The following is a 20,071-nucleotide window of genomic DNA, read 5'->3' as shown; positions in this document are numbered from 1 at the left end:
GGCGCCCTGGGCTGAATCCACGAAAGCGGACACCGACACTCCGTTAACTTAATGCCACTTTTGAGCACCTGAACGATCTGGGAGAACAGTATTTCAGGGTGCCGTGTGGATGCTTGTCCTGCTTGAGCCGAACTGTTGATTGGAAACGCGACAGTGCCGACAGGCTTGTCCAAGCAACTCGCCGCCAGCCTTATCGTGGTTGTTAGCCATAAACAAACGCCGTTGCCTACCCCTTACTCGACGGGATTGGCTTTCAGTCCGAGCCGTCGGTTCCAGATGAGTCACTTCGATAAAACGAGCGACGGGCCTGGGCCCCGTCCCTGCGCACCTCGATCACCCTCTCAGACAAAAGCTCAACCCCAGGGTCCCTGATAGACATGAGTTCTAACTCGGAGGAGCTAGAGGAAAGGGTAGGAGATGCCATGGCACCAGGCATTGAGCGACGTGGGGGTGGAGACACTCTGGCAACGGGCCCTGAGGGACGTGGGATTCGAGAGCCCCTGAGATCAAGCACTGAGGGGCGTGAGGTTGAAGCCCCCCTGTGAACGAGCCCTGAGGGACGTGGAATTTGGGAGTCCCTGAGAACGGGCACTCCGGCACCAAGGGGTGAACCTGACACCGCTGTTGCGCTGGCAGTCGAAGGCATTACGGCTACCGCGTTGGCGCTGCGCGGACTCGGCGCAACCCTGGCGACGGACAATCGGCGCCTGATCGCCTGCTCGAAAGGGTCGACCCACACCTTTATCGCGGAGCGATAGCCTGCGGAAATGATATGGCCGGTGGGATCGCGAAAACTGATCGGATCCCCTTGGCAGTACGCATACGTATTAATTTCACCCTCACCAAACGGACTCAAACTGTCCGGACTGTTAAAGCGCATCAATACTGGGTTGTACGCCCGATAGCCATTACCCAACAGGTAATGGCCGGTAACCGGGTCGCGCCGCTCGCCATTGAAACCCAGCAGGCTGGCCAGCCCACTGTTCGGGGCGTGATGGCCGTAAGCGGTGTAGACCAGTGCCTGTTGCCCGGCCTGTTTAAGGGGTGTTAATACCGAGCCTTGGCGGTCGGTAGCGAGCAAGGCGGTGTCCATGCCGGTGTCGCTGGCCGATTGCTGCGTCAGCAGGTTTTCTTCGGTGTGCAGAAAGGAGTGGCGCAGCGCGCCCTGGATCTGGGTCGTCAGGCGACTCTTGCAATAAAACAATCGCGCATCGCTCTCACCGGCAGGTGCCAGCCCGGTGAGCCGGTCCAGCGGGTCGTAGTGGTAACGGCAAAGCATCAACTGTTGTTCGGCCATGTGCCCATCTCGCTGATCAGGGGTTATGGAAAGAGTGTGCTTACGGGCGGCAAGACTGGGCAGATAGCAGAAATGACAGGTGCCAGGCCGCAAGATCCGGATATCTGCTTGGGCAACGCTGGACGACGGCCAGGTCATGGGTATTTACATGGCGAATTGAGGTGCACTGATCCGCGACAGCACTCATCCGCTTATGACGCCTTCAACGTTGTCTTAAGTTTGCTATCTGCTGCTGGATGTCCGTCAGGCCATTTGTGAGAACGTCCTCAGGCAAACGCCGTATCTGAGGGTTTCGGTAAAGCCCCTCCATATGCCTGAGCATATAGCTCTCTACCTGAATATTTCTTTGAGCGCTGGCCCGGAACGTATTGATGGCTGCGTGATTGCTCCGTAAATGGCCCTGTAATTGCACAGCGGAGAACGACTCAAACAGGTCAGGATCATAGACATTGAAGGTCTGCCCTGAACCAACCCGATATTCTCGCCTCGGCGCCGCCACTCCATTGAGCGTGCGGCGCTCAAAAGTACTCTGGCCTAGAAAGGCTCGATAGTGGTCGCTCGTATATTCCACTTGCACCAGAGAACCTGACGCCGCTGTTGCGCTGGCAGTCGAAGGTATTACGGCTACCGCGTTGGCGCTGCGCGGACTCGGCGCAACCCTGGCGACGGGCAATCGGCGCCTGATCGCCTGCTCGAAAGGGTCGACCCACACCTTTATCGCGGAGCGATAGCCTGCGGAAATGATATGGCCGGTGGGATCGCGAAAACTGATCGGATCCCCTTGGCAGTACACATACGTATTAATTCCACCCTCACCGAACGGACTCAAACTGTCCGGACTGTTAAAGCGCATCAATACTGGGTTGTACGCCCGATAGCCATTGCCCAACAGATAATGGCCAGTGATTGGCTCGCAGAGATCGCCATTGAAGCCTAGGTGCACGGATTGACGCTGTCCAGATCCAATTGCTGCCCCACAATTCGGAGGGACGGGAAGTAGCGCTCGCTGCTCAGCCATTGGTCTGACCCCTAGAAGAGATTGAAAACCGATTATCGTTCCGGCTGCCACCAGATTCAGCTAGCGGAAATGACAGGCTGGATTCAACGGCCCCGAACCACGCCAAAACAGGCGATGGACGACAAGAATTGTGACCCTTCTTACAGACCTTTCTGTATCTCTTGAGTGAAGTTTCCGAGAGAATCCCGACCGCTTGCGCCTGCCTGAGCGGACCTCTAGTCTGCGCTTCGCCGCTGTAAATACAGTGGCGGGGTGTGAGAGCCCGGTTGCTTTAAGAGGTCGGCGCAAGCCTGTCAATTCGCTTTCGATTTATCCTTGTATCGAATGCGTTATGGCGGCTGTGTGCAGGCAGACTTCGGTCTGACCGGGTGCCTCTACCGGTCCTCTCACCCTGTACATAGCTGCCACCCTTTGCCGTGTGAGAGCGACAAGCGATGGCTCCAAAACTTTAAGAGGTTTTAGACCATGAAAAAAATCACACCCGATCCACCCATGCACCTCGAAGACACCCTGCTGCGTGTCGACCAGATCCTGCGCTGCGCCGTCGCCACCGCCTATGAAGCCGGCGAGCAGTTGAGCGGCCAGCAACGTGACCTGGCCTTCTCGGTGATGCATCTGGCAGAAATGGCTCATTCGCTGATCAACCAATCGCTACAGACGATCGAAATGCAATAGGCCAACCTTCCCGCCGACCCCGTAACAGCCCGGTCTCGGCGGGAGCGTTACTCGCAGGCGCCCTGTACAATGGCACCTTGCCCGCCGCAGAGTTAGCTGACCATGACCCGCCCCGCCACACCCCGCAAACCCCGTGCTGCCAGCCAGGCGCGGATCGGCTCGATCCTCACTGCCGCGCGGGAATTGCTGGTCAGCGAGGGCATGGACAACATGTCGATCTACAGCGTGGCCGAGCGCGCACAGATTCCACCGTCATCGGTGTACCACTTCTTCGCCAGCGTACCGGCCCTGCTCGAAGCCCTGACCGCCGACGTGCATGCGGCTTTTCGGGCCACCTTGCTGGAGCCAGTGGCGCACGACTCACTACGCGACTGGCGCGACCTGTCGCGGGTGCTGGAAGTGCGCATGCTCACCATCTACAACAACGATGCAGCGGCCCGTCAGTTGATCCTTGCCCAGCATGGCCTGGCAGAGGTCAATCAGGCCGACCACCGGCACGATATCGAGCTGGGCCAGTTGCTGCAGGCGGTATTCGCCCGGCACTTTTATTTGCCGGTGCTGCCCGATGATGTCGATGTGTTCGCGCTGGCCATGGAACTGAGCGACCGGGTCTATGCCCGCTCAATGCAACTGCATGGGCAGATCACCCCGCGCCTGGCGCAAGAAGCCCTGCGGGTGTTCGATGCTTATCTGGGCTTGTACCTGCCGCCCTGTACAGCTATTCGCCAGCAGCCGCTCTGAATGCAAAAACCCCGGGCAACCTGCGTTGGCCGGGGCTTTCTTGACCTGCCGGATTACAGCTTGGCGATCGACACTTCAGTCGATTTCACGAATGCGATCACTTCACTGCCTACGGCCAGTTCCAGCTCTTTCACAGAGCGGGTGGTGATGACCGAGGTGACGATGCCCGAAGCGGTCTGCACGTCGATTTCCGACAGCACGTCGCCCTGGACGATTTCCTTGATGGTGCCTTTGAACTGGTTACGAACGTTGATGGCCTTGATAGTCATGAGATCTTCCTCTCGTCAGGTATTGATACTGATTAATTGGCCCAACGCAGTTGCGTAGGCAGGGGTGAAACGGGTTCCGGGTCCGGTGGTGTGCCGGGAATTGCCAGCACCCGGTTGAGCACTTCGGCTTCCAGTGCCGCCAGGCGGTGCGAGCCACGGGCACGCGGCCGTGGCAGGTCGACGATCAGGTCCAGGCCGATGCGGCCCTCTTCAATCAGGATCACCCGGTCAGCCACCGCAACGGCTTCGCTGACATCGTGGGTGACCAGCAGTACGGTAAAGCCGTGCTTGCGCCACAGGTTTTCGATCAACTGCTGCATCTCGATGCGGGTCAGGGCATCCAGCGCGCCCAGCGGCTCATCGAGCAATAACAGGCGTGGCTTGTGAATCAATGCACGCGCCAGCGCCACACGCTGCTTCTGGCCACCGGACAGCGCCGCCGGCCACTCGTTGGCGCGCTCGGCCAGGCCGACCGCTTCCAGCGCTTCCAGTGCTTGCGGGCGCCAGTCGCCAGTCAACCCGAGGCCGACGTTGTCGATGATCTTCTTCCACGGCAGCAAACGCGCTTCCTGGAACATCAGGCGGGTGTCATCGCGGGCCTGACTCAGCGGCGCAGAGCCGGCCAGCAGCTCGCCTTCAGTGGGTTTGTCCAGCCCGGCCAGCAGGCGCAGCAAGGTGCTTTTGCCGCAACCGCTGCGCCCGACCACGGCGACGAACTGCCCGGCCGGAATGTGCAGGTCGATGTCTTTGAGCACTTCGCGGTTGCCAAAGGCCTTCTTGAGCTTGTGCGAGGCCAGCGGGATGCCGCGCAACAGATGCGCCGGTTGTTGCTGTTTCAGACTGGTCATGCCGCACCGCCTTTAGTCACTTGATAAGCCGGGTGCCAACGCAGGCACACGCGCTCCAGGCCGCGTGCAGCCACATCGGCGAGCTTGCCAAGCACGGCGTACAGCACAATCGCCAGCACCACGACATCGGTTTGCAGGAATTCGCGGGCATTCATGGCCAGGTAACCGATACCGGAACTGGCAGAAATGGTTTCAGCCACGATCAGGGTCAGCCACATGAACCCCAGCGCGAAGCGCACCCCGACCAGGATCGACGGCATGGCGCCCGGCAGGATCACGTGGCGGAACAGACCAAAGCCTGACAACCCGTAACTGCGCGACATCTCGACCAGAGCCGGGTCGATGTTGCGGATCCCGTGATAGGTGTTGAGGTAAATCGGAAAAAGGGTGCCCAAGGCCACCAGAAACACCTTGGCGGTCTCGTCGATGCCGAACCACAGGATCACCAGCGGAATCAGCGCCAGGTGCGGCACGTTACGGATCATCTGCACCGAGCTGTCGAGCAGGCGCTCGCCCCAGCGGGTCAGACCGGTGATAAAACCCAGCGCCAGGCCGATGCCGCCGCCGATGGCGAAGCCCACCCCGGCACGCCAGCCGCTGATTGCCAGGTGGGTCCAGATCTCGCCGCTGGACACCAGGCTGACGCCCGCCTCGATCACGGCGCTGGGCGCCGGCAGGATGCGGGTAGACAGCCAGCCGGCGCTGACCGAGAGCTGCCAGACAGCCAGCAAAAGCACCGGCAGCGCCCAGGGTGCCAGCCTGTGCAAGACTCGTTGTGAAGCACTGAGGCTCATGGAGTTGTCTCCTCGAAAGGCCTGAAAATCACTGTGCTTTGGCAACAGCGGCAGGAGGTGTCCAGATCACATCTTTGATGCTCAATGGTTTGGGGATCAGCTTGAGCTGGTGGAAGCTGTCAGCGATTTTCTGTTGCGCCTCGACCACCTGCGGGGTGATGAAATGCGCGCCGTAGCCTTGGCGCTTCACGGAAGTCAGGGTGATATCAGCCGGCAGGCCGAGCAGCGGTGCGACCTGTTTGGTCACCTCTTCAGGGTTGGCCTGGGACCACTCACCGACCGCCCGCACTTCCTCGACCAGCGCCTGGATGATCTTCGGGTTTTTCTGCGCGTAAGGCTTGGTCGCCAGGTAGAACTGGTGGTTATCGACGATGCCGGTGCCGTCCTTCAGGGTGCGTGCCTGCAACTGCTGTTCGGCAGCGGCCTGGTACGGGTCCCAGATTACCCAAGCATCGACGCTGCCACGCTCAAAGGCGGCGCGGGCATCGGCGGGCGGCAAGAACACGGTCTGGATGTCGCTGTATTTCAGGCCAGCTTCTTCAAGCGCCCGAACCAGCAGGTAATGCACGTTGGAGCCTTTGTTGAGGGCGACCTTCTTGCCCTTGAGTTCCTTGACCGAGGTAATCGGTGAGCCTTTGGGCACCAGGATCGCTTCGCTGGTCGGCGCCGGCGGCTCGTAGGCCACGTACAGCAGGTCGGCACCGGCCGCCTGGGCGAATACCGGTGGCGTCTCACCGGTCACGCCGAAGTCGATGGAACCCACGTTGAGGCCTTCGAGCAACTGCGGGCCACCAGGAAATTCGGTCCACTGCACTTTGACGCCCTGCTCGGCCAGCCGCTTCTCCAACGAGCCCTTGGCCTTGAGCAGCACCAGAGTGCCGTACTTCTGATAACCGATACGCAAGTCTTCGGCTTGCGCCTGGGTGAGAACACCGAGGCTCAGGGCGGCAGCAACAAGAGCGGCCAGGCTTTGACGCAAGAAGGTGGTGCGCATGGCGCTCTCCGTTGTTGTGCGGGTTAGGTGGGGTGACATTACCAGTTGTTTTTTATATCTATAAATCTCATTTTTTCATTTGGTTATTTCTTAATTGAATATGAGGGATATTTTTCATACGCCAAAAAAAGGGCCGACAATGTCGGCCCGAAAAAACCCCACTCAGGGAGGATATGGATTCTGTATCGCGGCTGAAGCCGCTCCTACAAGAGGATGTGGATTCTGTTTCGCGGCTGAAGCCGCTCCTACAAGAGGATGTGGATTCTGTTTCGCGGCTGAAGCCGCTCCTACAAGAGGATGTGGATTCTGTTTCGCGGCTGAAGCCGCTCCTACGAGAGGATGTGGATTCTGCATCGCGGCTGAAGCTGCTCCTACGAGAGGATATGAATTCTGTTTCGCGGCCGAAACGGATCGCCGCGAAAGGCAACCATCAGCGATTCGGTTGAGGCGTCAGGCGCAGGTAGGGCGTGACAGCCTTGTAGCCTTTAGGGAAACGTTGCTTGATCTCGTCCTCGTCCTTGAGCGACGGCACGATGACCACGTCATCACCGTCCACCCAGTTGGCCGGGGTGGCCACCTTGTGATTGTCGGTCAGTTGCAGAGAGTCGACCACCCGCAGGATTTCATTGAAGTTGCGCCCGGTGCTGGCCGGGTAGGTGATGATCAGACGCACCTTTTTGTTCGGGTCGATAATGAACAGCGAACGTACGGTCAAGGTGTCACTGGCATTGGGGTGAATCAGGTCGTACAGGTCCGAGACCTTGCGATCGGCGTCCGCCAGGATCGGGAAATTGACCAGGGTGTTCTGGGTGGTGTTGATGTCATCGATCCACTTCACGTGGGAGTCCACCGGGTCCACCGACAGGGCAATGGCCTTGACCCCGCGCTTGGTGAATTCGTCTTTAAGCTTGGCGGTAAGGCCCAGCTCGGTGGTGCACACCGGGGTGAAGTCCGCCGGGTGAGAGAACAGAATGCCCCAGCTATTGCCCAGCCATTCATGGAAACGAATACGGCCTTCACTGGAGTCCTGTTCGAAGTCAGGGGCGATATCGCCAAGTCGCAGTGTCATGGTGTAGCTCCTTGTTAAGCAGGTGGGCGTTGGGTGCTATTGGGTTATGAGTCCACTGTGCACTGTTCTGTTGAAAATTAAAAAGAATAGATATTGATTTAAATAGATCAAAAAGAAATATTAAAAAGCAGGCAAAAAGAACCCCGCACAAGGCGGGGTTCTTTTAAACGGCGTTCAACACACTTACATGAAGTTGTAGGTGTAGTTGAAGATCACACGAGTCTGATCAGTGTCAGTGGTGTTCAGGCCGGTTTCGCTACGGAACGAAGCGTGACGTACGGTAGTGCCGAAGCCTTTCAACGGACCGCTCTGGATCACGTAGTCAACACGCATGTCGCGTTCCCACTCGGAGAACTCACGACCGGCATTGGCACCAGTACCTTTGATGTCATCGCCATGCAGGTAGGCAATCGAAGCCTTCAGGCCCGGGATACCAGCCTTGGCGAAGTCATAGGAGTACTGACCGAAAGTGGTGTTCTCGCCAGCACGGATGAAACCGTTAGCCATCGAGTCGGTGAACAGGTAGAAGCTGCCGCCACCGTTGCCTTCGGCACGGCCACGGCCGTCAGTGATCGAGCCTTGGTTCAGCGAGACGAAGCCACCGTCATCGCCCACCTGCTGGTGGCCGACCATGAATGCGTGGCCACCCAGCGAGTAGGTGAACATCGCCGACCAGGTCTTGTTGTCGACCTCGCCTGCATTCTTGGCGTAACCGCCGTTGTTGTTGAAGGTGTAACCAGCGGTACGGCTGCTGTTGTTGCCGTCAGAGCTGCTGTCGAAGTAACGCAGGTCGGTTTTGAACGACTGGCCTTCGGAGATCGGGTAAACGTGTACCAGACCCAGGAAGTGCTGCTTGTAGAAGTCTTCCAGGTTGGCGAAGTAGTACTGCAGGGTCAGGTCTTTGGTGACTTTCCAGTCAGCACCGGCGAAACGGAACTCGTCGCTACCTTTGGTAGCGCCACCGACCGACAGGTCAGTCCAGTTCGACGAGGCACGGCCAATGCTCTTGGTCAGTTGACCGGCAGTGAAGGTCACGCCGTCCAGGTCCTTGGAGGTCAGGATGCCGCCTTCAAAGGCTTGTGGCAGCAGACGACCGTCGTTGGTAACCAGGATTGGCAGGTTTGGAGCCAGGGCGTTACCGAGTTTCAGCTCGGTCTTGGAGAAGCGAGCCTTGACGTTAGCGCCGGCACGAGTCCACTCGCTGACAGCCGAACCGTCGCGGTCGCTAGGCGTGATAGCGCCGTTGGTTGCTGCCGAGCGGTAGCCACGACCGCCGTCCAGGTGAACACCGACCAACGCCTGAGCGTCGAGACCGAAACCTACGGTGCCCTGAGTGAAGCCCGAGCTGTAGTCAAACTTCAGACCGGTTGCAGTTTCCTGATGGTCGTGGGCAGTGCTTTCACGCCAGTCGTTCTTGAAGTACAGGGTCCGGGAACTCACGGACGCCTTGCTGTCTTCGATGAAACCGGCAGCGCCGGCCTGTTGGGCCAGAACGCCCAGGGTGACGGCCAGGGCCAGGGTGGACTTCTTCATTACTTCGCTCCTCGTGAATCTAATTTTTGTATTCCATGGCCAGCAACAGATGCTGCAACCACGGTCGCGGGATTCACGCCGATGTTGACCTTCAGGTCAATCTCTTACGGGTGCCTCACGACTAATTGACTAGACCGCGTGTTTCGGTCGCTGCACGGTAGTGAAATCACATCGAAACAAAAAGGAACAATTTGGCAACCTGTTATACCTTTTTGCTATATGTGACTTCCCATGTCAAACAGACCGACACGGAGTGTATCCAGCAAATAAGCTAATGACTAAAAAATATTTTATTACCGTTCGTCAGATCCTTTAGTTTGCCGTCACCGGACAACCGGAAATCGTACCTCCCGCCACGAAACTTTTTCCGGAAGCTTTTCGCCATGCAACTAAAACCCCTTGTAAAACGGGCACTTGCCCGACACTTAGCAGCAATTGTGACAGTTGCCACCGCACTGGCCTGCACCAGCACCGCACACGCCGAAGAAAAATTGCGCATCGGTTTTCAGAAGTCATCCACGCTGATTGCGGTGCTCAAAACCCAAGGCACCCTGGAGCGGGAACTGAACAAACAGGGCATCAGCGTGTCGTGGCATGAGTTCCCCAGCGGCCTGCCCCTGCTCGAATCGCTGAACGTCGGCAATATCGACCTGAGCGCTGACGTGGCCGACACCGTACCGGTGTTCGCCCAGGCCGCTGGTGCCCGCCTGACCTACTTTGCCCGTGAGGCGCCCTCGCCTTCGGCCCAGGCCATCGTGGTGCACAAGGATTCGAAGCTCAGCAGCCTGGCCGACCTCAAAGGCCGCAAAGTGGCGGTGACCAAGGCGGCTGGCAGCCATTACCTGCTGATCGCCGCGCTGCAAAGCGCTGGCCTGAAATTCAGTGATATCGAACCGGCTTACCTGACGCCCGCTGACGGGCGTGCAGCGTTCGAGAACCGCAAGGTCGACGCCTGGGTCACCTGGGAACCCTTTCTCAGCGGCGTGCAGCGCCAGTTGCCGACTCGCACCCTGGCCGATGGCAAGGGCCTGGCCCAGTACCAGCGCTATTACCTGACCACCCAGGCCTATGCCAGTAAACATCAGCCGGTGCTCAAGACCGTGTTCAACGAATTGCAAAAGACCGGCCAGTGGGTCAAGGCTCACCCCACCGATGCCGCGAAGCTGCTTGGCCCGCTGTGGGGCAATCTCGACGTGGCCACCGTGGAAGCCGCCAACCAGCGCCGCACCTATCAGATCCTGCCGGTAGAAGCCGACAAGCTCGATGAGCAGCAGAGCATCGCTGACACCTTCTTCGAAGCCGGCTTGTTGCCCGCCAAGGTCGATGCCAGTGATGTGCAAGTGTGGAAGCCCTGAAGGCAGGATTGGCCTTTTCACAGCTGGATGTGTTTTGCCTGACCGGCCCCTACATCTGTTATGAATGCACCGCCGCCTTCACGAGCAAGCTCGTTCCCACCTCATTTCAGATCAGAGTCCGGGTGGGAACGACCTTGGTCGTGAAGAGGCCGGTATGAGCTCTACATCTGCTGTGGATGTATCTCCGTCTTCACCAGCAAGACGGGTCGACATCAGCGCTAAAGCACATAGAACCAGATCGCCACAAAGTGCATCAGGCTGCCGCCAATCACGAACAGGTGCCAGATACCGTGCCAGTGGCGAATGTGGTCAAAGGCGAAGAACAGAATGCCGACGGTGTACAGCACGCCGCCGCCGGCCAGCCAGAAGAACCCGGCACTGCCCAGCGCCGCCAGTAATGGTTTGGCCGCCACCAGCACGATCCAGCCCATCAGCGCGTAGATCACCACCGAGAGAATCCGCGCTTCGGAGCGCGGTTTGATTTCCTGCAGGATACCGATCAGCGCCAGCCCCCAGACCACGCCAAACAGGCTCCAGCCCCACGGGCCGCGCAGGCTCACCAGGCAGAATGGCGTGTAGCTGCCAGCGATCATCAGGTAGATCGAGAAATGATCGACCTTGCGCATGATCTGCTTCGCCCGCCCGCGCACGCTGTGGTACACAGTCGAGGCGCTGTACAGCCCGACCAGGCATACGCCATAAACCGCGACGCTGACAATTTTCCATACATCATGCTGCAGGCTGGCCAGTACCAGCAGCCAGATGGCGCCCACGCAGGCCAGCACGGCACCGACCAGATGAGACCAGGCGTTAAATTTTTCTCCGTAGTACATCGGCACTCCGACCTTTGTCCGGTGATGAAAACTCTGGCTGCAAGAGCCAAAGCTCAGACCATCGACTTACGGATTTTGCACAGCGCCTCGGGCACAATCGTCACCACGCCCACCCCGAGCGCCCACCATGCAGATCGATGACGAACTGACCCTCAAGAAACTGGAAACCTTTCTGGCGTTCATGCGCACCGGCAACCTCAGCCGCGCCGCCGCCGAGTTACAGACCAGCAATGTCAGTGTGCACCGCGCCATTCACTCACTGGAAAGTGCCCTGCGCTGCCCGCTGTTCAAGCACGAAGGCCGCAACCTGACACCCCTGGAAAGCGCCTACGTGCTGGAAGAACATGCCCAGAAGCTGATTCAGGACGTGGTCAGTGCGGTGGAACTGACCCGCCAGGCCGCCGGCTTTTCGGCCGCACGTTTTCGCTTGGGGGCGCTTTACTCGCTGACCGTGCGTACGGTGCCGCAACTGATCATGGGCCTGAAGCTGCGCCGCAGCGAGCTGAATATCGACCTGGTGCTGGGCTCGAACATGGACCTGTTGTACAAGCTCAAGAACATGGAAGTCGATGCGATGCTGGTGTCGCTGGATAACAACATCAACGACCCGGACTGCGATCACCTGGCGCTGTTTTCCGACGATATCTTTCTCGCCGTGCCCATCGACTCGGCTTTTGCGCATTACCCCGAAGTGGACCTGGGCGACCTGCGCGAAGAAACCTTCATCACCCTGACTCAGGGTTTTGCCACCCACCGCGACGGCGTGCGGGTGTTCCAGCAGGCCGGCTTCGAACCCAAGGTGGCAATGCAGGTCAACGACATCTTCACCCTGCTGAGCATGGTCAGCTCCGGCGTCGGCTACGCCCTGCTGCCAGGGCGTATCGCCGCCGTGTATGAAAACCGGGTGAAGCTGATCCCGCTGCAGGCGCGTTACCGCATGCAGCAGGACATCGGCGTGGTGTTCCTGAAATCCCGCGAACGCGACCCGAACCTGCTGGCCCTGGTTGCGGAATGCCGGATGTATGCGAGCCGGGCATCGGCATCATCCTGAAGAACCTGACAGCGCATCGCGCTGCCAGCAGACCTGCGGTTAACCCACCAACCCACGCACCGCAAAGTACAACAGCGATGGCCCGAGCAGGCAGCCCAGCCCGGTGTGGAAGGTTGCGGTCAGCGCACCATAGGGCACCAGGCGCCGGTCAGTGGCGGCCAAGCCTGCGGTCACGCCGCTGACGGTGCCGGCCAGGCCGCCGAACACCATGGCCGAGCGTGGGTTATCCAGGCCCATCCAGCGCGCCGCCATGGGCGTGCTGACCATCACCACAATGGCCTTGATCAACCCGGTGGCGATGGACAGCGCCATCACATCCGAGCTTGCGCCCAGCGCCGCGCCAGTCACCGGGCCAACGATGTAAGTCACCGCGCCAGCACCAATGGTAGTCATGCTCACCGCATCGCGATAACCGAACAGCCAGGCCACACAGGCACCGACAATGAACGGCAGAATGGTGCCCAACAGCAGCGCCACAGCGCCAATCATGCCGGCCTTGCGCGCCTCGGTGGCCTGCACCTCGAAGGCGGTGGCAACGATGGCGAAATCGCGCAGCATGGCGCCGCCCATCAGGCCGATACCGGAGAACAGCGCCAGATCCGCCAGGCCTTTCTGGCCGCCGGTCAGGGTGCCGCCGACCCAGGCCAGGACCAGGCCAATGACAATCGCAATCGCCGAGCCATGCACACGGCCAAAGGTCAGGCGGTTGGAGATGATCACCGACACCCACATGATGATCCCGACAAACGCGAAGGCGGTGATCAGGCCGTTGTGTTCCAGGGCTTTCTCAATAAGCGCTTCCATGTCAGCGTCCTCCTGCCGGTGTGGCAGCGCCGACCACTGGCGGCTCTTCGGCAGGCAGTGGCTCGCCGCGGTTGGTACGGCTGATCAAGGCAATGGTGAGGCCGCACAACACCACCGAACCGATGGCCGCCAGCACCGCGACCGGGCCGCCCTTGAGGGCGGTGACAACGTTCTGTTGCGCCGCCATGGCGACCACCACCGGAATGTACATCGCGCCCCAGAAGCCGACGCCCATCTCACAGCCTTTGCTCATGCCGCCGTTCTTGTCCATCCACAGCCGGGCGCAGATCAACAGGATCATGGCGATCCCCACCCCGCCCACATTGGATTTGACGCCCATCAGCGCGCCGAGCATGTCACCGATCACCACCCCCGCGAGGGTACAGCCAGCCAGTAATGCCACACCGTAAATAATCATTGTCGTTCCTCACTTGCATTGCTGAAGTTGTTGTTTTTGTCCTTCGAAGCAGCTGCACTCGTTCTTATGAGCGATTCACCTCCTGTGAAAGTGCGACCAGGCTGTCCAGGCGTGCGCCATCGAAGGCGACCACCGTTGCGTGTTGCAGAACCTTGCGGCCCAGACCGGTCAGTACCGCACCGGGAGGCATTTCAATCTGTAGCGTTACACCGCGCTCATGGGCGGTTTCGACCGTGCTGCGCCAGTCGATGACCCGGCACATGTTGAAGGCCAGGTCGTCACGCAGCCGCTCGGGCTGAACCACCGGCCGCGCAGTGGTAGCGCTCAGGTAGCGAACCTGCGGCGGGCGCACGTCGACGCGGCTGAACGCCTCGGCCAGTTCGCGGGCCGGCGCGTCGAGCAGTGCGCAGTGCGACGGCACGCTGATCGCCAGACGCCGTGTGCCACTGGCCCCCGCAGCCTTGGCCAGTGCCGCGACCTGTTGCATCGCTGCATCGCTGCCAGCGACCACCATCTGCCGTTCGGCATTGATATTGGCCAGGTACACAGGGCCGTCGACCTGGCTCAGCAATGCTTCGACCTGATGCTGGGCAAGGCCCAGGATCACGGTCATGCCGTAGCCCTGCGGGTAAGCGTTGTTCATCAGCTCGCCACGCAGCGCGACCAGCCGCAGCGCGTCATCAAAGTCCAGCGCACCGGCGATCACCGCCGCCGGGTAAGCACCGATCGACAGCCCGGCGACGAACGTCGGCATGGCGCCCCGCTGTTGCAGCAAACGCGCTGCGGCCACCCCGGCAATCAACAGGCACAACTGCACGGCACGAGTGCCGCGCAACATCGCTTCGCTGTCCAGAGCCAGGATGTCCTCGCCGAGTACGCCACTGGCCTGCTGCAAGGTCTCGCGCACCACGCCCTCATCGGGCAGGCGATGGAGCATGCCGGGCTGCTGCGCACCCTGACCGGGAAACACCCACAGGCTGCTCATGCACACGCCTGCAAGGGTTGCCAGGGATCGCTGAGCAACTGCGCGCCCTGATCGGTCTTGAGCAACACCTGCCTTGCACTGCCGGCCCATTCGCGCAACGCCAGGCCACCGGCCGGCAATTGCAACTGCACATCGACCCGGCACACGGCGTTGTCCAGTGCCGCGACAAGGTCTGCCGCCCATTGCCGACTGACCGGCACCGGTGTGCGGATGATCAGGTCCAGATCGCTGCCTGCATGCAGCGCAGCCATGCCGCTGGCCAGTTCATGACCGGCACTGCCCGCCACGCCCCAGACCAGCCCGCCGGCCTGCAACAGCGGCCGCAGCTGCGCCAGCGCCTGCAACGCCGGCCAGTCATGCGTGCCTTGTACATCGATCAATTGCTCCGGGCTGAGCCGCCGGGTAATCGCGGCCTGCGGCATGCTTGCCGCATAGCGCTGTTCACGACGCCGGCCACGAATGCCCACCGCCACCTGACCGGCGGCCACGGTCGCACGGCGCACCACCACCGGGGGGTTATCGCCCAGCGCCTCAAACACCCAGTCGGGTGCCTCGGCAGGCAGCGGCATGCCCCACAGCAGATCGTGCGCCAACAGCTTCATTACCATTGCTCGCGCAGCAACTGACGGACCTTGGCCGACGCGGCACGATGCCGGGCACCCAAACGGCCGCTCAGGTCATGTCCGCTGCGCCGCACGTCCTCAATCGCAGCGTTAAGCACCTGCCGCACCGCCGCCAGATCCTGTTCTTGCGGTTGCTCGATTTGCTCCACGCTGAGGGTTTCCCAGAGCAGGCCGAGGCTGGCGTAGTTGTCGATGTCGTAGGCCATCGGCGGGATGCTGGCGGCGAGTTTTTCCAGCTCCTCGACACTGCGCAGGGTGACCCGCGCCGCAGAGGCCTTGCCCATCGCATGCACCATCACGCCGGGGTCACGCAGGGCAATCAGCCGATTGGCCTGGTAGCCGTGGGCCAGAAATGCGCCGGACATTGCCTTGCCGACCAGCAAGCCGATCACCGGATGGCCGGCCAGCCGGGCACGGGCGTAGCTGTCTACGGCGCCGGCCAGTGCCTGATGGATGCCCAGCGCTTCTTCACGGCGGCCATAGGCCTGGCTGGGCACGTCGATGATCGCAATCAGCGCACGCTTGGTGTCATGCTCACGGTCCAGTTCGATGACCTGATCGATTGCCTTGGCCAACCCCCAGCCTTCCAGCAATCCGACCTCGCCCTGACGGGCACGCGCAAAGCGGTTGTCGGCATCCGCCACCACCGCCACAAAGCGGGCCGGTTGCTCACCCAAATGACCATCGGCCGCCAGCACCGAAGCGGGTAGACCCTCGACCGGTCGGGCACCGGCACTCAGGGCCGCGAACCAGTTAACACCACGTTGCGAAGCGCTCATGAGCGGGCTCCTTTATAGAGGTTACGCACGGTCTGCGGGTCGATCTGCGGCTCGCTGTCGAGCGCGGCCAGGCGTTGCAGGTAATCGGCGTACTGGCCGCTGCGATGCTGCGCAGGCACACCTTGCGCCAACCAGCCGGCGACCTGCTGGCGAATCGCGCCGGTATCGTCAGCGGCAAAGCCATCGACCTGATTGCTGGCAAAGCGTTGCTCGCCGCCGGTCAGGCTCCAGATGAAGGGCCGGTCGCGCGAGTCGTATTCCTCAATGCCGGCTTCCTGTTCGATGACCTGCGGGCCATTGAGGCCCAGCCGTGCTTCGCGGGTCACCAGCAGGTAACTGCACAGCCCGGCAGCGATCGACATGCCGCCGAAACAGCCAACGCTGCCAGCGATCACGCCGATGACCGGCTGGTACTGACGCAGGTCGACAATCGCCGCATGAATCTCGGCAATCGCCGCCAGCCCGAGGTTGGCTTCCTGCAAGCGCACGCCACCGGTTTCCAGCAGCACGATAGCGGCGGTCGGAATGCCCTTGCGGTTGTCTTCAGCCGCCAGCTCCAGCACGCCGGCCATCTTCGCGCCGCCAACCTCGCCCATGCTGCCGCCCTGAAACGCGCCTTCGATGGCGGCAATCACCACCGGGCGACCATCAAGGGTGCCTTTGCCAACCACCACCCCGTCATCGGCCTGCGGCACCACGCCCTGCTGGGCGAGCCACGGCGAGATGACCCGCTGGAACGGATCGATCAATTCACGAAAGCTGCCCTCGTCGAGCAGTGCCTTGGCACGTTGCCGGGCACCGAGTTCGATGAAGCTGTGCTGGTTGAGCAAGCGCGCGGTATCAGTCATGGCCGACCTCCTCAACACCCATCTCCTCGAAGCCTTGCTCCAGACGCAGGCGCACCACACCGGGGGTGGCACCAAAGTCATGAATATCAATGTTCAGCGCCGCCGGGGTCTGGCCCTCGAACATGCGCTGGAACAGGTGCTGCCAGCGCTGTTGGGCACCATTGACCGAAGTCACCACCTGGATGGTCAGCTTGCCCGGCTGGCCAGGCTCGATCAGCACTTCAAGATCGCCAGAGCCGACACAGCCGACCAGCGCCCGCCCGCGCGGCGGTTGCCCGGCAGGAAATTCAAAAGACAGGGTTTCCATGTTCAGAGACTCCTCGATGCGTGGCCGAGCGCAGGCTGCAGGCCATCGATAAACAGACAGGCGGCCAGCAGGTCGGCGGCGCCGCCTGGCGAGGCGTTCAAGCCAACCAGCTCGCGGTCCAGCACCTGCAGCGCTCGACGCCCGGCCAGGCTGGCACCACCGCCTGCGTCCAGTACGCGCTGTGCGCCGTGCTGCATGGTTTGCAGACCTTCAAGGCCGGCGCGGTGCAGCACACAGGTGTCACCCAGCGTGGTCATGATCGCCAGCAGCGCGTCGAGCCGGGCGTTCTGCTCGCCGCTGCCTTGGGCGCGGCTGCGCTGCAGTTGTGGCAGACCATATTGAGTGACTGCCGGGAAACCTTGCTGGGCCTGCTCCCGCGCACCGAGCACGCCATAGCGCCGGGCAACTTCGCGGCCATTGCTGGCCTGGGGGGTGGCCCGCCGATCGTCGATCAGCGCCAGCCGCGCCGCACGCAGGCAGATTCCGGCCGGTGACAGCTCATCAGGTGCCAGCGCCACCGCGGCCACCAGCAAGCCCAGCGCCCAGATTGCCCCGCGATGGGTGTTGACCCCGCCGGTGGTACGCAACATCGCGGTTTCGCCTTCACGGCCCAGCTGGCCAAGGGTTTCACGCAATAGCTGGCCGACTTCGCCCAGTTCGATGGCGGCCTGGGCCATTTGCTCGAAGGTCGGCCACAGCGCCAGCGCCGAGGCCTGCATCAGCCCCAGGTGCATGTCGTGGTGCGCGCCACTGCTGCGCCGGTCGACCAGCGCGGGTTTAGGTGACAGTTCGGCTTCGTCGATCAGCGCTGCGACGACCAGGTCGGCAAGCTGCTCGGCCAGGCCAATCGGGGGCTGTTGTAAGTGCAGTGCGCTCATCACCAGCTCCTGAATTTGGCAGGCGGGTTGTACAGGCCACCGGACCACTCGACCAGCTCAGCGATGCTCTTGGCGGCGAGCAGTTCGCGGCTGGCGTCGGTGCGGCGAATGCCCAGGTCTTCCGGCAATGCGATCAGCCCTTCACGGCGCAGGCGTGCAGTTTCCTTGGGGTCATGACGCAGGCCGATGGCGGTTACCCCGGCCACCGCAGCGATCATCGCCCGGCGCTCTTCGAGGCTGCGGGCCTTGTACAGGTAAGCGATGCCTTCCTCGGTCAGCAGGTGGGTGACGTCATCGCCGTAGATCATGATCGGCGCCAACGGCATGCCGCTCTTTTTCGCCACTTCCACAGCATCGAGGGTGTCGACGAAGGTCGGTTTGCCGCCTTCCTGGAAGGTCTCGACCATCTGCACCACCAGCTTCTTGCCGCGCTCCAGATAGGCCGCCGGGCCATCGCCGGGTTCGGTGCGCATATCCAGCCAGGCCGGGGTGCCGTGGCGACGGCCACGCGGGTCGTGGCCCATGTTTGGCGCGCCACCGAAACCGGCCAGCCGGCCACGGGTCACGGTCGACGAATGGCCGTCGCCATCGACCTGCAGGGTCGCGCCGATGAACAGGTCTACGGCGTACTGCCCGGCCAGTTGGCAGATCTGCCGGTTGGAACGCAACGAGCCGTCACGACCGGTGAAGAACACGTCCGGGCGCGCCGCGATGTAATTCTCCATACCCAGCTCGGTGCCGAAGCAATGCACGCTCTCGACCCAGCCGCTCTCGATGGCTGGAATCAGGGTCGGGTGCGGATTGAGGGTCCAGTTGCGGCAGATCTTGCCCTTCAGACCCAACGACTCGCCGTAGGTGGGCAGAATCAGCTCGATGGCGGCGGTGTTGAAACCGATGCCGTGGTTGAGCGACTGAACATTGTGTTTCTCGTAGATGCCGCGGATGGCCATCATCGCCATCAGCACATGGACCGGCTTGATATGGCGCGGGTCGCGGGTGAACAGCGGCTCGATGTAAAACGGCTTGTCGGCCACCACCACGAAATCGACCCAGGACGCCGGAATGTCCACCCGTGGCAAGTCGCTGACATCATCCACCAGCTCGTTGACCTGGACGATGACGATGCCGTCACTGAACGCCGCCGGCTCGATCAGCGCCGGGCTGTCTTCGGTGCTGGGGCCGGTGTAGATATTGCCGGCACGGTCAGCCTTGAAGCCGGCCGAGAGCACCACGTTGGGGATCAGATCCACCACCAGCCGGGCGTAGAGTTCGATGTACGTATGGATGGCGCCGATTTCCAGCAACCCGTCTTCAAGCAACTGGCTGATGCGCAGGCTCTGGGTGCCGGCGAAGGAGAAGTCCAGCTTGCGGGCGATGCCACGTTCGAAGAGGTCCAGATGCTCGGCGCGGCCAACGCTGGGCATGATCATGTGCAGATCGTGAATCTTGCCGGGGTCAACCTTGACCAGCGAGCGAGACAGAAAATCCGCCTGCTTCTGGTTGTTGCCCTCCAGCACCACCCGGTCGCCAGGCACCAGCAACGCCTGCAACGCGGCGACAATATTCTCGGTGGGAATGACCACACCGTCGGCCAACGGCCTGACCTGGTCAAGACGCCGCTGCTTTTCACTGCGACGTCGCGACCAGCGCGCGTCGGGGTTTATTATCGTTGTCATGGTCACTCCACGATGATCGCTGTCGTGGGTCACCTTAGAAGCCGCCGGGCGCGGCATCAATCAAGCTCAGCGTGGAATCGTTACGCTCAGGTTAATGGTAGGACTAATGCCGATCAGTTAAGCGATTATCGAACCTTGCTCGGTCTCCGTGGGAGGGGCCGGCCGGCTCCTCCCACAATGACCGCGTTGTCCTTAACTGATCGGCATTAGCCTGTAGGACCGGCTTTAGCCGGGAAGCTTTTGCTTTGGCCGCAAGCCCTTCGCGGCTAAAGCCGC

21 protein-coding genes and 1 pseudogene are annotated in these 20,071 nt (G+C 61.2%); 4 read left to right on the top strand and 18 right to left on the bottom strand.

Features of this window, described 5'->3' with window-relative positions; translation table 11 throughout:
- Window positions 1–253: 253 nt before the first annotated feature.
- Both NJC40_RS07405 and NJC40_RS07400 read right to left on the bottom strand, forming a co-directional pair.
- Window positions 254–1,297, bottom strand: coding sequence for an RHS repeat-associated core domain-containing protein (locus NJC40_RS07405; RefSeq protein WP_253140753.1), 1,044 nt, complete (start codon window positions 1,295–1,297; stop codon window positions 254–256).
- A 745-nt stretch (window positions 1,298–2,042) separates the two neighbouring features.
- Window positions 2,043–2,315, bottom strand: a pseudogene (locus NJC40_RS07400) (RHS repeat-associated core domain-containing protein); the annotation flags it as partial.
- A gap of 465 nt (window positions 2,316–2,780) precedes the next feature.
- Here NJC40_RS07400 and NJC40_RS07395 point away from each other — a divergent pair.
- A complete protein-coding gene (locus NJC40_RS07395) occupies window positions 2,781–2,990 on the top strand; it encodes a DUF6124 family protein (protein WP_253140751.1) in 210 nt (69 codons plus the stop codon).
- 102 nt (window positions 2,991–3,092) lie between these two features.
- A complete protein-coding gene (locus NJC40_RS07390; protein WP_253140750.1) occupies window positions 3,093–3,731 on the top strand; it encodes a TetR/AcrR family transcriptional regulator in 639 nt (212 codons plus the stop codon).
- Between the two features lie 53 nt (window positions 3,732–3,784).
- On the opposite strand, the gene NJC40_RS07385 is transcribed toward NJC40_RS07390, so the two are convergent.
- The 6 genes from NJC40_RS07385 to NJC40_RS07360 all read right to left on the bottom strand — a co-directional run bounded on the left by NJC40_RS07385 (window position 3,785) and on the right by NJC40_RS07360 (window position 9,238).
- Window positions 3,785–4,000: a TOBE domain-containing protein gene (locus NJC40_RS07385; protein ID WP_025262382.1), complete on the bottom strand. Its 216-nt coding sequence runs from the start codon at window positions 3,998–4,000 to the stop codon at window positions 3,785–3,787.
- Window positions 4,001–4,032: 32 nt separating this feature from the next.
- Complete coding sequence (gene ssuB, locus NJC40_RS07380) at window positions 4,033–4,848, bottom strand: aliphatic sulfonates ABC transporter ATP-binding protein (RefSeq protein ID WP_045486026.1); 816 nt, start codon at window positions 4,846–4,848, stop codon at window positions 4,033–4,035.
- Window positions 4,845–5,642, bottom strand: coding sequence for an aliphatic sulfonate ABC transporter permease SsuC (ssuC, locus tag NJC40_RS07375; protein WP_045486023.1), 798 nt, complete (start codon window positions 5,640–5,642; stop codon window positions 4,845–4,847). The genes ssuB and ssuC overlap by 4 nt, the downstream gene beginning before the upstream one ends.
- Window positions 5,643–5,670: 28 nt before the next feature.
- Window positions 5,671–6,636 carry a sulfonate ABC transporter substrate-binding protein gene (locus NJC40_RS07370; RefSeq protein WP_253111949.1) on the bottom strand — a complete coding sequence of 322 codons (966 nt, stop codon included), beginning with the start codon at window positions 6,634–6,636 and terminating at the stop codon, window positions 5,671–5,673.
- A 430-nt stretch (window positions 6,637–7,066) separates the two neighbouring features.
- Window positions 7,067–7,705, bottom strand: coding sequence for a peroxiredoxin (locus NJC40_RS07365; RefSeq protein ID WP_253140749.1), 639 nt, complete (start codon window positions 7,703–7,705; stop codon window positions 7,067–7,069).
- Between the two features lie 183 nt (window positions 7,706–7,888).
- Entirely contained in the window at window positions 7,889–9,238 is a 1,350-nt protein-coding gene (locus NJC40_RS07360; protein WP_045486014.1) for an OprD family porin, read from the bottom strand.
- A gap of 383 nt (window positions 9,239–9,621) precedes the next feature.
- Here NJC40_RS07360 and NJC40_RS07355 point away from each other — a divergent pair, with 383 nt between their 5' ends.
- Window positions 9,622–10,593 (top strand): aliphatic sulfonate ABC transporter substrate-binding protein, encoded by a 972-nt coding sequence (locus NJC40_RS07355; RefSeq protein WP_253140748.1) that lies wholly within the window; start codon window positions 9,622–9,624, stop codon window positions 10,591–10,593.
- Between the two features lie 218 nt (window positions 10,594–10,811).
- On the opposite strand, the gene trhA is transcribed toward NJC40_RS07355, so the two are convergent.
- On the bottom strand, window positions 10,812–11,426 hold the full coding sequence (gene trhA / locus NJC40_RS07350; RefSeq protein WP_045486007.1) for a PAQR family membrane homeostasis protein TrhA: 615 nt from the start codon (window positions 11,424–11,426) through the stop codon (window positions 10,812–10,814).
- A 127-nt stretch (window positions 11,427–11,553) separates the two neighbouring features.
- Between trhA and NJC40_RS07345 the strand changes: the two genes are divergently transcribed.
- Window positions 11,554–12,477, top strand: a complete 924-nt coding sequence (locus tag NJC40_RS07345; protein WP_253140747.1) for a LysR family transcriptional regulator — start codon at window positions 11,554–11,556, stop codon at window positions 12,475–12,477.
- Window positions 12,478–12,516: 39 nt separating this feature from the next.
- Here NJC40_RS07345 and madM read toward each other — a convergent pair whose 3' ends face one another.
- From madM to mdcA, 9 genes are all read right to left on the bottom strand, one after another.
- Window positions 12,517–13,281, bottom strand: coding sequence for a malonate transporter subunit MadM (madM, locus tag NJC40_RS07340; RefSeq protein ID WP_045486003.1), 765 nt, complete (start codon window positions 13,279–13,281; stop codon window positions 12,517–12,519).
- Window position 13,282: 1 nt separating this feature from the next.
- Window positions 13,283–13,699 carry a malonate transporter subunit MadL gene (gene madL / locus NJC40_RS07335; protein WP_253140746.1) on the bottom strand — a complete coding sequence of 139 codons (417 nt, stop codon included), beginning with the start codon at window positions 13,697–13,699 and terminating at the stop codon, window positions 13,283–13,285.
- Window positions 13,700–13,763: 64 nt separating this feature from the next.
- Window positions 13,764–14,684, bottom strand: a complete 921-nt coding sequence (gene mdcH, locus NJC40_RS07330; RefSeq protein ID WP_253140745.1) for a malonate decarboxylase subunit epsilon — start codon at window positions 14,682–14,684, stop codon at window positions 13,764–13,766.
- Window positions 14,681–15,292, bottom strand: a complete 612-nt coding sequence (locus NJC40_RS07325) for a malonate decarboxylase holo-ACP synthase (RefSeq protein WP_253140744.1) — start codon at window positions 15,290–15,292, stop codon at window positions 14,681–14,683. The genes mdcH and NJC40_RS07325 overlap by 4 nt, the downstream gene beginning before the upstream one ends.
- A complete protein-coding gene (gene mdcE, locus NJC40_RS07320) occupies window positions 15,286–16,086 on the bottom strand; it encodes a biotin-independent malonate decarboxylase subunit gamma (RefSeq protein ID WP_253140743.1) in 801 nt (266 codons plus the stop codon). The genes NJC40_RS07325 and mdcE overlap by 7 nt, the downstream gene beginning before the upstream one ends.
- Complete coding sequence (locus NJC40_RS07315; RefSeq protein ID WP_253140742.1) at window positions 16,083–16,934, bottom strand: biotin-independent malonate decarboxylase subunit beta; 852 nt, start codon at window positions 16,932–16,934, stop codon at window positions 16,083–16,085. Before NJC40_RS07315 ends, mdcE begins: the two co-directional genes overlap by 4 nt.
- Window positions 16,927–17,241, bottom strand: a complete 315-nt coding sequence (locus NJC40_RS07310) for a malonate decarboxylase subunit delta (protein ID WP_045485977.1) — start codon at window positions 17,239–17,241, stop codon at window positions 16,927–16,929. The genes NJC40_RS07315 and NJC40_RS07310 overlap by 8 nt, the downstream gene beginning before the upstream one ends.
- Window positions 17,242–17,243: 2 nt before the next feature.
- Complete coding sequence (locus tag NJC40_RS07305) at window positions 17,244–18,119, bottom strand: triphosphoribosyl-dephospho-CoA synthase (protein ID WP_253140741.1); 876 nt, start codon at window positions 18,117–18,119, stop codon at window positions 17,244–17,246.
- Window positions 18,119–19,795, bottom strand: coding sequence for a malonate decarboxylase subunit alpha (gene mdcA, locus NJC40_RS07300; protein ID WP_045485972.1), 1,677 nt, complete (start codon window positions 19,793–19,795; stop codon window positions 18,119–18,121). Before mdcA ends, NJC40_RS07305 begins: the two co-directional genes overlap by 1 nt.
- Window positions 19,796–20,071: the final 276 nt, after the last annotated feature.

The organism is Pseudomonas sp. 21LCFQ02 (assembly GCF_024129895.2).
Classification (GTDB): Bacteria; Pseudomonadota; Gammaproteobacteria; order Pseudomonadales; family Pseudomonadaceae; genus Aquipseudomonas.
The sequence above is the reverse complement of the archived record's forward strand: the minus strand, read 5'-3'. Positions and strand labels throughout refer to the sequence as shown.

Bases quoted from the DNA above. Each gene is read 5' to 3' on its own strand.
- NJC40_RS07405 (WP_253140753.1), bottom strand. From the start codon at position 1,297: ATGGCCGAACAACAGTTGATGCTTTGCCGTTACCACTACGACCCGCTG.
- NJC40_RS07395 (WP_253140751.1), top strand. From the start codon at position 2,781: ATGAAAAAAATCACACCCGATCCACCCATGCACCTCGAAGACACCCTG.
- NJC40_RS07390 (WP_253140750.1), top strand. From the start codon at position 3,093: ATGACCCGCCCCGCCACACCCCGCAAACCCCGTGCTGCCAGCCAGGCG.
- NJC40_RS07385 (WP_025262382.1), bottom strand. From the start codon at position 4,000: ATGACTATCAAGGCCATCAACGTTCGTAACCAGTTCAAAGGCACCATC.
- ssuB (WP_045486026.1), bottom strand. From the start codon at position 4,848: ATGACCAGTCTGAAACAGCAACAACCGGCGCATCTGTTGCGCGGCATC.
- ssuC (WP_045486023.1), bottom strand. From the start codon at position 5,642: ATGAGCCTCAGTGCTTCACAACGAGTCTTGCACAGGCTGGCACCCTGG.
- NJC40_RS07370 (WP_253111949.1), bottom strand. From the start codon at position 6,636: ATGCGCACCACCTTCTTGCGTCAAAGCCTGGCCGCTCTTGTTGCTGCC.
- NJC40_RS07365 (WP_253140749.1), bottom strand. From the start codon at position 7,705: ATGACACTGCGACTTGGCGATATCGCCCCTGACTTCGAACAGGACTCC.
- NJC40_RS07360 (WP_045486014.1), bottom strand. From the start codon at position 9,238: ATGAAGAAGTCCACCCTGGCCCTGGCCGTCACCCTGGGCGTTCTGGCC.
- NJC40_RS07355 (WP_253140748.1), top strand. From the start codon at position 9,622: ATGCAACTAAAACCCCTTGTAAAACGGGCACTTGCCCGACACTTAGCA.
- trhA (WP_045486007.1), bottom strand. From the start codon at position 11,426: ATGTACTACGGAGAAAAATTTAACGCCTGGTCTCATCTGGTCGGTGCC.
- NJC40_RS07345 (WP_253140747.1), top strand. From the start codon at position 11,554: ATGCAGATCGATGACGAACTGACCCTCAAGAAACTGGAAACCTTTCTG.
- madM (WP_045486003.1), bottom strand. From the start codon at position 13,281: ATGGAAGCGCTTATTGAGAAAGCCCTGGAACACAACGGCCTGATCACC.
- madL (WP_253140746.1), bottom strand. From the start codon at position 13,699: ATGATTATTTACGGTGTGGCATTACTGGCTGGCTGTACCCTCGCGGGG.
- mdcH (WP_253140745.1), bottom strand. From the start codon at position 14,684: ATGAGCAGCCTGTGGGTGTTTCCCGGTCAGGGTGCGCAGCAGCCCGGC.
- NJC40_RS07325 (WP_253140744.1), bottom strand. From the start codon at position 15,292: ATGGTAATGAAGCTGTTGGCGCACGATCTGCTGTGGGGCATGCCGCTG.
- mdcE (WP_253140743.1), bottom strand. From the start codon at position 16,086: ATGAGCGCTTCGCAACGTGGTGTTAACTGGTTCGCGGCCCTGAGTGCC.
- NJC40_RS07315 (WP_253140742.1), bottom strand. From the start codon at position 16,934: ATGACTGATACCGCGCGCTTGCTCAACCAGCACAGCTTCATCGAACTC.
- NJC40_RS07310 (WP_045485977.1), bottom strand. From the start codon at position 17,241: ATGGAAACCCTGTCTTTTGAATTTCCTGCCGGGCAACCGCCGCGCGGG.
- NJC40_RS07305 (WP_253140741.1), bottom strand. From the start codon at position 18,119: ATGAGCGCACTGCACTTACAACAGCCCCCGATTGGCCTGGCCGAGCAG.
- mdcA (WP_045485972.1), bottom strand. From the start codon at position 19,795: ATGACAACGATAATAAACCCCGACGCGCGCTGGTCGCGACGTCGCAGT.